The 14045-nt window shown below is 38.1% G+C and carries 14 protein-coding genes; all 14 read right to left on the minus strand.

The genetic code is table 11. The annotated features are described in order from the left end of the window. Positions 1 to 14 precede the first annotated feature (14 nt). The 14 genes from ACO6FI_RS03815 to ACO6FI_RS03880 all read right to left on the minus strand — a co-directional run bounded on the left by ACO6FI_RS03815 (position 15) and on the right by ACO6FI_RS03880 (position 13879). Entirely contained in the window at positions 15 to 1358 is a 1344-nt protein-coding gene (locus ACO6FI_RS03815; RefSeq protein ID WP_485456173.1) for an efflux RND transporter periplasmic adaptor subunit, read from the minus strand. Positions 1359 to 1360: 2 nt separating this feature from the next. Then, positions 1361 to 3706 carry an ABC transporter permease gene (locus ACO6FI_RS03820; protein ID WP_485456174.1) on the minus strand — a complete coding sequence of 782 codons (2346 nt, stop codon included), beginning with the start codon at positions 3704 to 3706 and terminating at the stop codon, positions 1361 to 1363. After that, complete coding sequence (locus tag ACO6FI_RS03825; protein WP_485456175.1) at positions 3706 to 4410, minus strand: ABC transporter ATP-binding protein; 705 nt, start codon at positions 4408 to 4410, stop codon at positions 3706 to 3708. Before ACO6FI_RS03825 ends, ACO6FI_RS03820 begins: the two co-directional genes overlap by 1 nt. A 20-nt stretch (positions 4411 to 4430) precedes the next feature. Further along, on the minus strand, positions 4431 to 5081 hold the full coding sequence (locus ACO6FI_RS03830; protein ID WP_485456176.1) for a TetR/AcrR family transcriptional regulator: 651 nt from the start codon (positions 5079 to 5081) through the stop codon (positions 4431 to 4433). 145 nt (positions 5082 to 5226) lie between these two features. Further along, a complete protein-coding gene (locus ACO6FI_RS03835) occupies positions 5227 to 5388 on the minus strand; it encodes a hypothetical protein (RefSeq protein WP_485456177.1) in 162 nt (53 codons plus the stop codon). A 112-nt stretch (positions 5389 to 5500) separates the two neighbouring features. Further along, positions 5501 to 6196 carry a lecithin retinol acyltransferase family protein gene (locus ACO6FI_RS03840; protein ID WP_485456178.1) on the minus strand — a complete coding sequence of 232 codons (696 nt, stop codon included), beginning with the start codon at positions 6194 to 6196 and terminating at the stop codon, positions 5501 to 5503. Positions 6197 to 6290: 94 nt separating this feature from the next. Further along, a complete protein-coding gene (gene hflX / locus ACO6FI_RS03845) occupies positions 6291 to 7535 on the minus strand; it encodes a GTPase HflX (protein ID WP_485456179.1) in 1245 nt (414 codons plus the stop codon). Between the two features lie 6 nt (positions 7536 to 7541). Beyond that, positions 7542 to 8387 carry a tetratricopeptide repeat protein gene (locus ACO6FI_RS03850; RefSeq protein WP_485456188.1) on the minus strand — a complete coding sequence of 282 codons (846 nt, stop codon included), beginning with the start codon at positions 8385 to 8387 and terminating at the stop codon, positions 7542 to 7544. Next, positions 8359 to 8790, minus strand: a complete 432-nt coding sequence (locus tag ACO6FI_RS03855) for a dUTP diphosphatase (protein WP_485456180.1) — start codon at positions 8788 to 8790, stop codon at positions 8359 to 8361. Before ACO6FI_RS03855 ends, ACO6FI_RS03850 begins: the two co-directional genes overlap by 29 nt. Beyond that, positions 8791 to 9396, minus strand: coding sequence for an SMC-Scp complex subunit ScpB (scpB, locus tag ACO6FI_RS03860; protein WP_485456181.1), 606 nt, complete (start codon positions 9394 to 9396; stop codon positions 8791 to 8793). Further along, entirely contained in the window at positions 9389 to 10183 is a 795-nt protein-coding gene (locus tag ACO6FI_RS03865; protein ID WP_485456182.1) for a segregation and condensation protein A, read from the minus strand. Before ACO6FI_RS03865 ends, scpB begins: the two co-directional genes overlap by 8 nt. Before the next feature lie 45 nt (positions 10184 to 10228). Beyond that, positions 10229 to 11089: a metallophosphoesterase gene (locus ACO6FI_RS03870; RefSeq protein ID WP_485456183.1), complete on the minus strand. Its 861-nt coding sequence runs from the start codon at positions 11087 to 11089 to the stop codon at positions 10229 to 10231. Between the two features lie 7 nt (positions 11090 to 11096). Further along, positions 11097 to 12440, minus strand: coding sequence for a D-alanyl-D-alanine carboxypeptidase family protein (locus tag ACO6FI_RS03875; protein WP_485456184.1), 1344 nt, complete (start codon positions 12438 to 12440; stop codon positions 11097 to 11099). Positions 12441 to 12697: 257 nt separating this feature from the next. After that, entirely contained in the window at positions 12698 to 13879 is a 1182-nt protein-coding gene (locus ACO6FI_RS03880; RefSeq protein ID WP_485456185.1) for an NAD(P)H-dependent flavin oxidoreductase, read from the minus strand. Positions 13880 to 14045: the final 166 nt, after the last annotated feature.

The following is a 14045-nucleotide window of genomic DNA, read 5'->3' on the forward strand; positions in this document are numbered from 1 at the left end:
CCTTTTTTGTAAAATCATTTTGCTCTGACTTTTACTCCGTCATTAATCTTTTCTTCATCCGAATTTATAATAACTTTGTCATCTTTTTGCAAGCCTTCACTTATCACAGCCTCTGTAGATGATTTATAACTTACGGTTACAGGGGTCTTTTTTGCTCTGCCTTCCTCTATTTTAAATACATAATCACTGTCATTTTCAGTAAAAACCGCACCTAAAGGCACTGCAATTACATTATCATTTTTATATAAAGTAAAAATTGCATCTACACCGTAACCGTTCTTTAAGATATTATCTTCTCCAACATCATTAAGAGTTGCCACAAGTTTTACCCGGTATTCCTTAAGTCCAAGCGGTGATTTATCTTCGGTTGCAAAATCATATATTTCACTTATCTTACCCTTATAAACTTTTTTTGTTCCTCTTAAGTCAAATTCAGCTTCCATCTCATCTCCCACATGCAGATAAGGTATCACATCTGTCAAAACGCTGCATTCAAGCCTGTATTCATTATTATCAGTATCAACAACTACAAGTTCCTGTCCCGGCACCGCCATAGATATATTCTTTGCAGGTACAGATGAAACTATTCCGTCATATTCAGATTTTACTTCACAGTCGGCTATCTGCATATCAAGCTGAGCTATAGCTGTTTTTTCAGCATCAATAGCGGCTTCAAGCTGTTTTTTTGTACTTTCATAAAACTTCTTACTTATATCTTTTTCACTTAATCCTTCATCCTTAAGGCTTTTCAAATATTTATTGCTCTCATCAAGTCTGCTGTTTGCAGTTTCAAAATTCGACTTGGCACTTTCAAAGCTTACTTTTGCACTTTCAAGTTCCATAAGAGAAATACTTTGTGATTCATAAAGAGCCTGTTTTGCATTGTACTCGGTCTGTGCGGCCTCATAAGCCGCTCTTGCAGACTCAAGACTTGAACTTAATCCGTTTATATACTCCATAGGCGATGTAGTCATCAGCTTTCCTATATCGCTTTCTTCTTTTTTTGCCATATATGAGTCCAAATTGCTCTGTCTTAACTGCTTTTGATATACAAGATCTCTGTCCGATATTCTTACAAGTACATCCCCCTTTTTTACTGCCGTGTTTTCGTCTACAAGCACCTCTTTAATATTTCCGTTTACCTTTGACAGAATATGATAGCCCTTCCCGAAACTTATAACCGCATTTTCTTTATATGTATCATTTAGTGTACCAAAATTTATGCTATAAGCTTCAACACTCACAGCCTTATTAATATTTTTTATTGAAAACGCTGTTATTATTGCTGCGATAATAACAAACATTATTATATACTTTTTTCTTCCTTCAAAAAGCTTTGATAAACTGTTTTTTTTCATAGCTAACCTCTTTCTTTTAAACTGTCGTTCGGATTTATTTTCTTTATAGTTTTAAGTATTGCTCTTCCCGATATATAAAGCATCATTACGCAGAATACAAGAGATGCCATATACATAGAAAATTCTATATGCAATCTCAGAGTGTATGAATCTGAAACAAGCAGTGACTCAAGTATCCATTTAAATACTCTTATCAAAGGAATGCTTAAAATAAGCCCCGCTATAAGATATACCACCTGTTCCATAAAAATCATCTGTCTAAGCTCCTTATCCAAAACTCCCATAATCTTCATTGTAGCAAATTCAGTTTTTCTCTCTCTTATGCTTATCAAAGAAATATTATATATAAGCACTACACCTGAAAACAAAGACAGGTATATAAACATTTGCAACATAAACTTTGAGCTTTTCATTCTATCCTCATAAATCCTTAGAGTATCCTTCTTACTTGAAAATGATGTAATCTGTGAAGTATCCTCTGTAAGCGTTTTCTTGATAATATCCTCACTTCCCCTTTGTGTATTAAAGATTAAAGTATTTGAAAAATTTGATAATGAAAGATACTTCTCAATATTTTTTATATCCACATAACAGCCGCTTCCAAATGCTTCTGAAATCACATGTGTTACAGGTATTTCAGTCTTTTTTTTAGGGGCATATCCTGTAGAGATCTCAACTCTGTCTCCCTCTTTTATATCCAGATCATTTGCAATTCTTTTATTTAATATAATGCCGTCTGTAGGAGGTTCATAAAATACATCATCCACATCACTTATTCTATACAAATTTGAGCCTCTGTTTATACCTGAAAGCAATGCAATCTTACTGTGATTTTTTGATTTTAATGTTATAGGTATCTCAGATATAACCTCTCTTTCACCTACACCATCTATCTCACCTAAAGCATTAAACGCCTTGTCGGCGTCACTGTAATTTTCCAATGTAATCTTTACATCATATTTTGCAATATCTCTAAAATATCCTATAAACATCTTGTTTATGGCATTTTGTGAAGCCAGCAATGTACAAGACATGGAAAATGGGAAAGCTATAGCAAATGCAATAAAAAATGTTCTGAAAGGACTTCTTAAGATAGAACGTATTCCCATTTTATGCATAACATTAAAATTTTTGATAAAACCGAAGGAAAAATTATTATTAACTTTCGGTGTTGCCGCTCTCATAGCTTCAGCCGCCTGTATCTTTGCAATTCCGCCAACACCGAAAATAACCGCAATAAAACTTGCCAGAACAGCTATCAAAAATCCCTTCAATTTTGTAGAAACGGGGTCTATATAATTTGGTGAAGGCAATGAGAAAAATTCCGCATACTGATTAAACATATATTTGCCGAAAGATCTTGCGGGAATACATCCCAATAATGCTCCTACAAAGCTTATTAAAATCGCCTGCACCAGATATGCACCTATAAGCTCCCTATTTCCAAGACCCATAGCCTTCATAGTTCCTATAAGACTTCTGTCATTGTCAATCATCTTTTTAAGTACCGTATATAACATAAATACGGACATTGACATAAATATTGCAGGTAATATTGTACCTGTTCCGGTAAGCTCCTTTATTTCACCGTCAACCATATTGTAACTGCTTTGTTTTTCCTTATTTGTAAAACTTTGTAAGCCGAATTGTGATAAACGCTCTCTAAGTTCATATCTTAACGCCTCATAAGAATAACCCTTTTCCATTTCAAAGCTTATTTCATTTACAGTATCTTCTCTGCCAAGCATCTTTGAAAGTTTGTCTGAATTTACAATTGCTATATCATAATCCTTTCCGTCAGAGATTACCGCACCGCTTGGAGGAATGGCATATATATAGTTCGGAGCGGATGCAACTCCGGCTACTATAAAATCATAGCTCTCCCCGTTATGTATCAGACTTAGAGTATCTCCCTCTTTTAAATGCCTTGATTTCATCATCTTTGCACCTATAAATATCTGCTCATTCCCTGGGATTATATCAGGCTTTAATAAAGGTCTGTTGAGATATGCATCTTTATCATAAGATAATACATGCAAATTGGCGATATCTTTGATTTTTTCTCCCGTCACTCTTAAATCTGCACTTAAAATACCTGATGCCTTCTTAATTCCCGGATAATCTTCAAAGCTTTTCAGCTTTTCTTTCGGCATTGATATAACACCGGCAAAGATATCAGCCATATTATTTTCTTCATAATAGCTATATACCTGTGACTTAAGATTTATAAATGTATCATTCATTGAAACAAAAATAAAAATTCCAAGTGCCATTATAAAAGTTGCACCTATATATGTTCCCGGACTCTTTTTTGCCGCTCTGAACAAATTTTTTACAAAGTATTTCATTACCACACCACCTCATCAGGACTTTGCGGATGCTCATTTGTTACTATTTTTTTGATATCTCCGTCCTTAAGATAGAACACTCTGTTTGCAATTTTTGCCACATTTTCATTATGTGTTATTATCATAATTGTCTTGTTGTATTTCTTATTAAAATCCACAAGTATTTTGAGGATTTGAACTCCTGTTGATATATCCAAAGCTCCTGTAGGTTCATCACATAGAAGTAAATCGGGATTTTTACAAATCGCTCTGGCAATAGCAACTCTTTGCTGTTGACCTCCGCTCATTTTCCCCGGATAATGATCCCTTCTGTCCCAAAGTCCCACCTGAGTTAAAAGTTCCTTAGGGTCAAGAGGATTTGGTGAGAGTTCCGCCGCCAGCTCCACATTTTCAAGTGCATTCAAATTCGGCATAAGATTATAAAACTGAAATATAAATCCTATATTTGCACGTCTAAAAGCTGTAAGCTCATTTTCATTCATACTGCTTAGATCAATTCCATTATAACTTATACTTCCGCCACTTACAGTCTCAATCCCGCCAAGAATATTTAAAAGTGTAGATTTACCTGAGCCTGAAGGCCCCAAAATAACCACAAGTTCACCTTTATAGATATCAAAACTTACATCATCAAGAGCTACCACCTTGACTTCTCCCAGCAGAAACTCTTTATGTATATTCTTTGCAATTATAAGTTTTTCCATATATTTTCCTTTCAAGCTTATCAGCCCATATAAAATCTTCTGATATATTGCTTTGAAAGCTTAGACATTTCCTCATCCAATACGGGAATACCTATTGCATCAAGAATTACTTTCAACATATCGATTTTCCTGCATGCATCCTCCATACCGTCATCTGAAAGTGTCGGCAAAAGCCAGACTTTTGAAAGCAAAGAAAATACTTGTGCCGCCTCCTTGGTATAGTTCGGATCAACGCTCATAGAGCCGTCTTTAATACCCTGTTTTATAAGTTCTTCTATCTGTAATGAAAAAACCTTTAATACGGTTTCAACCAGTTGAGCAAAAATATGAGGATTATGCATCAAAGGCATTGTTTCCAAATCTATTTTTATAGCCACTTCATCATCAAAGTATTCCTTAAAACTCATCTTTATCTTATCAAGAGCATTAAGGTCGTGATATCTTTTCACAAGTTTTTCAATACTGTATTCCTCACACATTTTATCAAAAATCGAACTGAGGATTTCATCCTTTGACTTAAAATGATGGTATATGGCACCTTTTGTCATATCTCCAAGATTATTTACAATATCTTGTATTGACACATTGTCATAGCCTTTTTTAATAAAAAGAGAATAGGATGCTTTCAGTATTCGTTCTACAGTCTGTTCAGGACATTTATTTCTCGGCATATTTCCTCCAACAATAAAATTATATTATACATACCTACGGTACGTATGTATGTATAATATAATATTTATCTTTATTTTTCAAGCAGAAAAAAAGCCGCCACACATAAGTGCAACAGCCTATTACTTACTTCTATTAGAAAATATCTTATCCTACAGTAGGTCTATTAGATCCCTTAGTATATTGAACTCTTAACTTTCTACCACATCCAGGACAAGTTGCGGTCTTACTAACATTCATATCATAAACTATTTCTGATACTTTTCGACCACAATATGGACATGCTACAGGTATCTTTACAAATCCCATATCTTCTCTCCTTCCTTATATCCTTAAAATTTCGTAATAATTATAAAAAAAAAATGAAGTTTGTCAATATGTTTTCAAATAAAAAAGCTTTTGGAATTTCCAAAAGCTTTCCCTATATTGATAATGCCATATCCACCTGGCGTGAAAATGAAACACCTGTTTTACACCACAGTGCAAAATGCTCACAATTATTTCTGGTAAGATTGTAGGCTCTCTCCCCAAGTCTTGACTTGGCTCTCTTTATTGTCTCCTCAGGTGAGAACAGTTGATACTTTGCCTTAAAAATAAAATCAAATATACCGGTTCCCTCTCTGGGATTTTCAGTGAAGTTTGTGCTGCTCCTTAACTTCCTCGGCGGACCGCCCTCCTTTGGAAAATGCAGTACAAAGTAATCTTTGGATCCCTCTATAAAGCCTTTTAAATCTGTTTCATAGATACTTATATTCTTTCCGAAGTCCTTAGTCTTATCCGCATAGTGTATGACCTTGCCTTCACCGATATATATACCGTAGTGATCATACAGTCTTCTTGAAACACCTATTACATCACCCGGCTTTAGGAAGCTGTCTGAAACCAATCTGTCAAACTTATCCTCCATAGCACTCATACTTCCTGCGGCTTTTCTTATATTGTCCTTATCCAAAATCCTTGCATGGTCGTCAAGGAGATTTTGTTGCAGTCTGTATCCGTTCTTTACTTTCTTATCTCTCCAAAAATGCTGCTTGCCGGTAATCTTTTCTTCCTTATTAGGTCTGTCGCCGCCCGGTTTCATCAAAAGTTTACCTGCAATCAAAAGTGCTAATAACATAATCCCCCCAAAGTAATATAGTATAGTTAGGTCTCACTAAGTTAGGTATAACTAATATATACTACTTATAGGACTTTTTCAAGCAAATTTTATGCTACCCTATCACTTTCCCGAAAATCTCGGCCGGAATATATGCCTTTATACTGATACCCTCGTCTATATACTCTTCACTTTTAATCTCTCCGAACTTTCTGATAAGCGCAATCTTACCTGCATCTTTATAAGAAAAAATATGTTCCAAATATACTCTTTGATTTTGTAATATATTTTCAATAGTCTTCTTTAAATCCTCAATGCCTTCTCCGGTCTTTGCAGACATCTTAAGAATCTTATCCGCATGAAAATCTCTCGGAAGCTCCTCTCCTTCCTTTATCAGGTCGGTCTTGTTAAAGACTGTTATAATATCTTTATCCACTACATCAAGGCTTCTTAAAGTATCATAGACTACAAGCATCTGTGTACTTGCCTCCTCATTTGACGCATCCACCATATGCACCAAAAGATTTGCATACTTGGCTTCTTCAAGTGTTGATTTAAACGCCTCTATAAGATGGTGCGGCAGCTTTCTTATAAAACCTACAGTATCAGTCACAAGTATTTCCTGACCGCTTCCAAGTTTCAACTTCCTTGTAGTAGGGTCAAGTGTTGCAAAGAGCTTGTCCTCCGCCAAAATATTTGCATCTGTCAGCTTGTTTAAAAGCGTCGACTTACCCGCATTGGTATATCCCACTATCGCCACATTGAAAGCAAGGTTTTCATCCCTTGATTTTCTTATCAGTTCTCTGTGACTTTCCACTTTTTTAAGATCGGCCTTAAGCTGTGAAATTCTCTCATGAATAAGTCTTCTGTCCATCTCAAGCTTCTTCTCACCGGGACCTCTGGTACCTATTCCTCCACCAAGTCTTGAAAGACTGCTTCTAAGTCCTATCAGTCTTGCTGCAGAAAATTTCAACTGAGCCAGTTCAACCTGAATCTTTCCTTCACTTGTTGTGGCTCTTTTTGCAAATATATCCAAGATAACCATAGTCCTGTCCATTACCTTGGTATCCAGCAAATCTTCCAGATTTCTAAGCTGTGCCGGTGTAAGCTCGTCATCACATACCACACCTGTGGCATCAAGCTTATCTATTCTTTCTCTTACCTCTTCTATCTTGCCTTTGCCAAGATAGGTGCCGGGATGTATCCTCTCTCTTGACTGGATAATACTCTCAAGCACTGTAGCTCCTGCCGTGTCCACAAGCTCTGCAAGTTCTTTCATAGACTCTTTTGTATCGTCACCTACATCCACTCCTAGAAGTATAACTTTCTCCTCTATTTCCTTTGTCTCAAATGTACTCATAATTACCTATCTTATTCTCGCCTTTAAGAATGCAACCTCATGTGAAACGCTCTCATCCTCACCGTATTTTTCAATATATGCGTTGAATGCTTCAAGCGCCTTGTTATAATCACTCTTATACTCATAACATGAACCCCTTGAAAACATCAAAGATTTCAGGGTCTCATCGTCGCTTTTATTAAGCTTTTTCTTTTCAAGCAACGCTATGCCATCATCCACAGCTTCAAGTGCCTTGTCGTAATCCTCTCGCTTTGACATATGCTTTGCATAAACCGCCAAGACCTTAGCATTCTTTCTGCCTGTCTCTTTTAAAAGTTTTTCCAAAAACTCCTCTGCACTGTCAAGGTATGCTGCATCCATCTTTTTGTCATACATATCCTCATAGTACTCCGCTATAGTAATACCTGCATTGATATGAAGCTCACTTTTATCGTCCTGCTTTGCGGCTTTATCGTACATATCTACAGCATTGTCAATATTTATATCCATATCGGTATTGCTGAGCTTGGTATATATAATTGAGAGCATATCCATGTACTCGCTTCTGTTCTCATCTGCCGATGTGAGCAGCCTGTAGCTGTGCTCCGCCGCCTTGTAATCTTTTGCTCTGTACTCCGCTTCCGCTCTGTATCTGAGTATATCTATTTCAAGCCCTCTTATATTGTTGCTGCCATGTGCTTCTATCGCCTTGTCGAACGCTTCCACCGCCTCGGCATACTTTCCCTCATTTAAAAGTGCCTTTCCGGCTTCAAAGTTTTTTCTCTCTTTGCCTGAACATCCGCCAAGCATAATGACGGCAAGTACACCTACCGCAAACAATCTTCTAATTCCTCCCTGTACTACCAAAGCCACCTCTGTCAACCTCATTCAATTCTTTTGCTTCTTCAAATGTAAACGCATCCTGATGTTTTATTATCCTGAACTGACATATCCTGTCATTTATATCTATGACGGTATCTCTCATCGCCAGTGCCGGGAACTTCCACTCGTCATTGTCTCCGCAGTATGACTCGTCAATCACACCCATAGAGTTGGTCTGCAATATACCGAAGTTTTTGAAAGTGGAACTTCTCGGCACCACCAATGCCTCATATCCCTTCGGCAATTCCATACCTACACCCAGCCTTATCAGCTTATATTCTCCGCTTTTAAGTTCCACCCTTTCGGCGGCTCTCAAATCTATCCAATCACTTTTGCCGTCAATAAATTTCAGTTTTTCTATTTCATCACTAAAGTATTTTATCTTTATTTTCAACTATTTGTCCTCACTTGTTTCGTTTGCTTTGCTCTCAAAACCGAACTTCCAGCCTGTCTCTTCTTCCACCTCATGTACAATCTCCGCCTCAAGGTCTGAATCAAGTCGTGGCAGAGACTCCTTTGACTCTATACCGAATCTTCTAAGAAACTCCTCCGTGGTCGCAAACTGTGCCGGTCTTCCGGGAGCATCCAGTTTTCCCGCCTCATATACCAAACCGAACTCAACCAGTTTATTCACTATATAATCCGATGACACACCTCTGATATGTTCTATCTCAGACTTGGTTATAGGTTGCTTGTATGCAATGATTGACAATGTTTCAAGTATGGCATCTGTCAGCACCTGCTTTTTGGGAGTCTTACAAACCCTTATAAGCTTGTCATAGTATTCGGACTTGGTACACATCTGCACACAGTCTCCCAAGTCTATTATCTGTATTCCTCTGTTTTCCTTATTATATTTATCTTTCAGCGACTCAAGATTTTGAATCACTTCACTTTCTTTCATCTCAAGGGCCACACAAAGCTGTCTGATTTCTACAGAAGCTCCGAGTGCAAAGAGTATCGCCTCTATTGCCGCCTCCGTCTTGGTTAATTTAGCCATCAAGTATATCGCTAAGGTCTAGCGTTTCCTCCTTTCCCTCTTCTTCCAAAGTCTCTATCTGCATTTCACCGAAACCCTCTCCCTGTGACAGTGCAATCTTCCCTATTTTCATCAGCTCAAGTACACTTAAAAATGTGACAACGACCTCAAGTTTTGTCGGTTGCTTTTCCAATAATGCTCTGAATGTAAACCTTCTGTTTTTTCTGGCATACTCCATTACATCTTTTATCTTTGCCTCAAGTGATACAGGTTCCTTTTTTATAGTGCCGAAATTGCTCCTTACCTTGTCTATTCTGTTGTCCTTTTGCTTCATCACACGGTCAAAGACCTGTCTTAACTTATGCAGATTCAAATCTCCGAAAAGCTCGTCAAGGTCTACAGGCTCTTTGTACTGTGCCACCTCATCAGGAATAGTAGGACTTTTATAAAGTATCTTCTCTGCATCAAAGTACTTACCTGCAAGTTCATTTGCCATAAACTTGTACTTCTTATACTCAAGCAATCTCTCCACAAGCTCGGCTCTGGGGTCAATGACTTCCTTGGTCTCTTCATCCTCTTCAAGCGGCAAAAGCATCCGGGCCTTTATATCTAAAAGTGTTGTAGCCATCACTATAAATTCACTCATAAGGTCAAGGTCGTCCGTCTCCAAATGATTCATATAATTCAGATACTGCTCGGTTATACTCACTATCGGAATATCGTATATGTCCACCCTGTCTCTCTCTATAAGATACAGCAAAAGATCCAGCGGACCTTCAAATCTCTCCAATTTGTATGAAATCTCCATACTCACCTCTCATCAACTCACTCAACCTTATCATTGTATCAAATTTCAAGTTCTTTTGCGACCTTTAAGATTGATTACAACAAGCTCGGACATATCATTTAGCCTGATATTTATACTGTGTGTACCAAGCCCCGCTCCTATTATCTCTGTCATATTTCCAAGTCTTTTCATTCCCACTACCAATCTGGTGAGAAAGTGAATCTGCGGAGTCATTACTCCGATTCCTGCCGGCAGTCTTATCGTTCCTCCGTGAAAATGTCCGCAAAGTGTCAGATCCACGCCGCTTTTTTCATAGTCTTTTATAAAAAGAGGTGAATGTGCCAAAAGGATGTTATAATGTGACCTTTTAATACATAGCCTCTCCTTTATATAACCGTTATCAAGCGGCTTTTTAAACCTGCGCAGATAATACTTTTTTTCAAGGTCAAGGCCGTGAATACTTATATTCTCACCTATATCCATACTGTCATCAGACAAATATACTATCCCCATATCTTCCAATATCTGCTTATATCCGAGGTAACTAAGCCCGAACTTGTTCTCAGACAGTCTCTGCTCATGGTTACCGTTTGCATATATACAGGTGTATTTATCTGAAAGACTCTTTAAAAGCGGCAAGACATTCTCTATTCCAAGCTTACTTTTTACCGTAATCATATCTCCTCCTATCAATACGATATCGGGGGATATTTTATCTATAGCCTCAAGAAGTTTTATATTATTTTTGCCGAAGCTGTTGTTATGTAAATCGGTCAAAAAGACTATTTTTTTACCGCCCTTTATCTTATCGGTAGATATATTGTAATATACTACCTTAAACTTTTTTCTCTCATAAAAAGAACGGAGCAGCAAGGCACTACACCCCACTGCTCCCAATCCTATAATTTTAGAAAATATATTTTTCATCAAACTCCTAGCTTACCCAGACTCCATCACTGTTTAATGCATATCCGTCCGGTGTGGTGGTATTTGTCAACATTTTACCATCACTTCCCAAATAATACCATAGTCCGTTATATTTAAGCCAGGATGAAGAACTCATAGCTCCAGAATCTTCCATATAGTACCATGATCCGCCGGTATCCTGTCTCCAGCCCCTTGCCATGCGTCCGTCGGCGTCAAACCAGTATTTTTTACCGTTGATATTAAGAACTTCGGCTACGGCGCTTGTGTTGTCCGCTTTTATATAAAACCAGTTGCCGTTGTTTTCCTTCCAGCCGACATCAGGTGCCATTCCCGGACCGTAGTTTTCAGCCTTCATCACAGATGTTCTGATTTGCTTCGGTGCAAGTTCAACCTTCGCACTGTCGGCCATTGTAATGCTCTGTGCCGTATTTGCCGCAACTTCCTGCTTTTTTGCAACAGCTCTGCCTGTGTCCTTTGAAGCAATATTTATTCCGCCGCTCTTTGCTATAAAAAAGCCGTAGTCAAGTAATTTCTTTGTATCGTCATAGTGAGTGCCTCTACACTTAAGTACTACCACTACCAGTCTGATACCGTTTCTTTCGGCAGCCGTTACAAGTGTGTTTCCGGCACTCTTTGTATATCCGGTCTTACCTCCTATTACTCCGTCACAGCTTATCTCTCCTGTGACCATCTTGTGGTGCATCTTTACGAATGAAGGCGCGGACTTGGAATTTGTAGCTGTAAAAGTATAACTTCCCGAGCCTGCCGCAGCCCTAAATGTCGGATTTTTAAATGCCTCCGCAGCAATAAGCGCCATATCCTTGGCTGTCGTTTTGTGATTTTGGCTGTTAAGTCCGTTCGGATTTACAAAGTTGGTATGAGTCGCTCCAAGCTCTATTGCTCTGTTGTTCATCATATTTGAAAAGCCTGCCACAGACCCTCCTATATGTTCCGCCAGACCGTTTGATACTTCATTGGCAGATGCCAACATCATTGCATAGAGCGCATCTCTCACACTCATAGTATCTCCTGCTCTAACAGGCAAAGTTGTTGCTCCGCTTTCAAGATTTGCAACAGCTGAACTTTTAAAGTATACCGTGTCGTCAAGATTTGCCTGTTCCACTGTAAGTAAACCTGTCATTATCTTTGTGATGGATGCCGGCGCAAACTGAGTATCGCCGTTTTTCTCATATAAAAATTCGCCTGTATTGGCATTGTATACCGCCGCTCCCTGTGCGCCTATACTTGGCGGTGTCGCCGCATATACCGCTATAGATTCAGGTACAAAAGATATTACAGTTATGGATAAGACTACAGCCAATCCTGTTGAAATTATTCTCTTAAGTCTCATATTTCCTTCCTACTTTATTTTATTGAGGACAATCTCTAATCACAGCAAAAATACTATAATGAGCTTTTGTATGATTATGCCTCATGTGTTAATATTGTATCACATATATTGAACGCAAATATTAAGTAAATCTTACATAGCTATGACTTTATACTAAACCGGAGTAATTTAGTAAAGTATAAACAAATAATATTAAGAAAATCGTAATATAAAAAGGCCGAGCACCTAAAGCTCGGTCTGAAAATTTATTATATTATCTATATATTTTCTGTAAGTTCATTCATAATGTCCGCTACATGCTCAATCTTGTTTGCTCTGTATGCATTGGCTCCGCAAAATAAAAGTGCATGACTCTCGTCCGAGTTTGCGGCACAACAGAGTGCCTCGGTGATACAGTAAGGTATGGTCTTTCTGTCACATACCGAAGTGGAAAGACAGTTACAACAACGCCTTATAGGAACAGGTCCTTCCTTTAATCTGTCCATAAAGTCGTTTCTGATTGCTCTTCCCGGCATTCCGACAGGAGATTTTGTAATAACTATATCTTCTTCTTTCGCGTCTATATATGTCTGCTTATAATCATCAGGCGCATCACATTCATATGTGGTTACAAACCTTGTACCCATCTGTACACCGTCCGCACCCAGACTCATGGCATGTGCCATATCCTCTTTTGTATATATGCCGCCTGCTACAAATACGGGAATCTTTTTGCCGAATTTTTCTTCATAGATTCTTACTTCTTCTATGATTTCTTTTATTTCGGCATCATACTTATCTCGTTTGTAGTTTTTGCTTGCCATAGTATCCGCACCGAATTCATGAAGCTCTTCATATGAAAAGCCTAAGTGTCCGCCTGCAAGAGGCCCTTCTATAACTACGGCATCGGCAGTGGTCTTATACTTTCTGTCCCACATCTTTAATATGACTTTGGCACTTTTTCTGCTTGAAACTATAGGTGCGATGCAGGTTTTCTTTTCATTTCCGCTTATCTGTTGTCCCTTTTGCACCAGCTCAGGCAAATCTATAGGCAATCCGGCACCTGATATAATAATATCCGCTCCGGCTTTTACAGCCTCTATTACATAGTCCGCATATTTATTGGTTGCCACCATTATATTAAAGCCTATAAAAGGCACATAATCTTTTAATTTATCCAAAAACTTCGCCGCCCTGTTTGAATCCTTGAATTTTTCAAACACCTGCGCCGCCAAAGCTCTCGCCTTATAAAGCTCGGTTCTTATAGCACGAAGATTTGTAGGTATAGGATTTTTATAAAAGTCATCATCCCTAAAGCCTATCTGTGCCGTAGAGATAATCCCCATTCCACCATTTCCGGCCACATGTGCCGCCAAGGATGAAAGGCTTATACCGACACCCATTCCGCCTTGTATAATAGGATAGAGTAAACTTCTGTCACCTATTTTTAACACTTCCATATTTACCTTTCAGCTATTAAAATTTTCTAAATCTGCTGTACCTGTCTTTAGCAATCTCTTCGCCTGACTTGGCTGAATTTTTCTCAAAGAAATCATCCATATTTGAAGACAGCTCGTCTACAACATCATCTATTGTATCTATTGTCAAAGGAATATTTTCTTTTAT

The sequence above is a fragment of the Lachnoanaerobaculum sp. genome, from assembly GCF_057250505.1.

Bases quoted from the DNA above. Each gene is read 5' to 3' on its own strand.
- ACO6FI_RS03815 (WP_485456173.1), bottom strand. From the start codon at position 1,358: ATGAAAAAAAACAGTTTATCAAAGCTTTTTGAAGGAAGAAAAAAGTAT.
- ACO6FI_RS03820 (WP_485456174.1), bottom strand. From the start codon at position 3,706: ATGAAATACTTTGTAAAAAATTTGTTCAGAGCGGCAAAAAAGAGTCCG.
- ACO6FI_RS03825 (WP_485456175.1), bottom strand. From the start codon at position 4,410: ATGGAAAAACTTATAATTGCAAAGAATATACATAAAGAGTTTCTGCTG.
- ACO6FI_RS03830 (WP_485456176.1), bottom strand. From the start codon at position 5,081: ATGCCGAGAAATAAATGTCCTGAACAGACTGTAGAACGAATACTGAAA.
- ACO6FI_RS03835 (WP_485456177.1), bottom strand. From the start codon at position 5,388: ATGGGATTTGTAAAGATACCTGTAGCATGTCCATATTGTGGTCGAAAA.
- ACO6FI_RS03840 (WP_485456178.1), bottom strand. From the start codon at position 6,196: ATGTTATTAGCACTTTTGATTGCAGGTAAACTTTTGATGAAACCGGGC.
- hflX (WP_485456179.1), bottom strand. From the start codon at position 7,535: ATGAGTACATTTGAGACAAAGGAAATAGAGGAGAAAGTTATACTTCTA.
- scpB (WP_485456181.1), bottom strand. From the start codon at position 9,396: ATGGCTAAATTAACCAAGACGGAGGCGGCAATAGAGGCGATACTCTTT.
- ACO6FI_RS03865 (WP_485456182.1), bottom strand. From the start codon at position 10,183: ATGGAGATTTCATACAAATTGGAGAGATTTGAAGGTCCGCTGGATCTT.
- ACO6FI_RS03870 (WP_485456183.1), bottom strand. From the start codon at position 11,089: ATGAAAAATATATTTTCTAAAATTATAGGATTGGGAGCAGTGGGGTGT.
- ACO6FI_RS03875 (WP_485456184.1), bottom strand. From the start codon at position 12,440: ATGAGACTTAAGAGAATAATTTCAACAGGATTGGCTGTAGTCTTATCC.
- ACO6FI_RS03880 (WP_485456185.1), bottom strand. From the start codon at position 13,879: ATGGAAGTGTTAAAAATAGGTGACAGAAGTTTACTCTATCCTATTATA.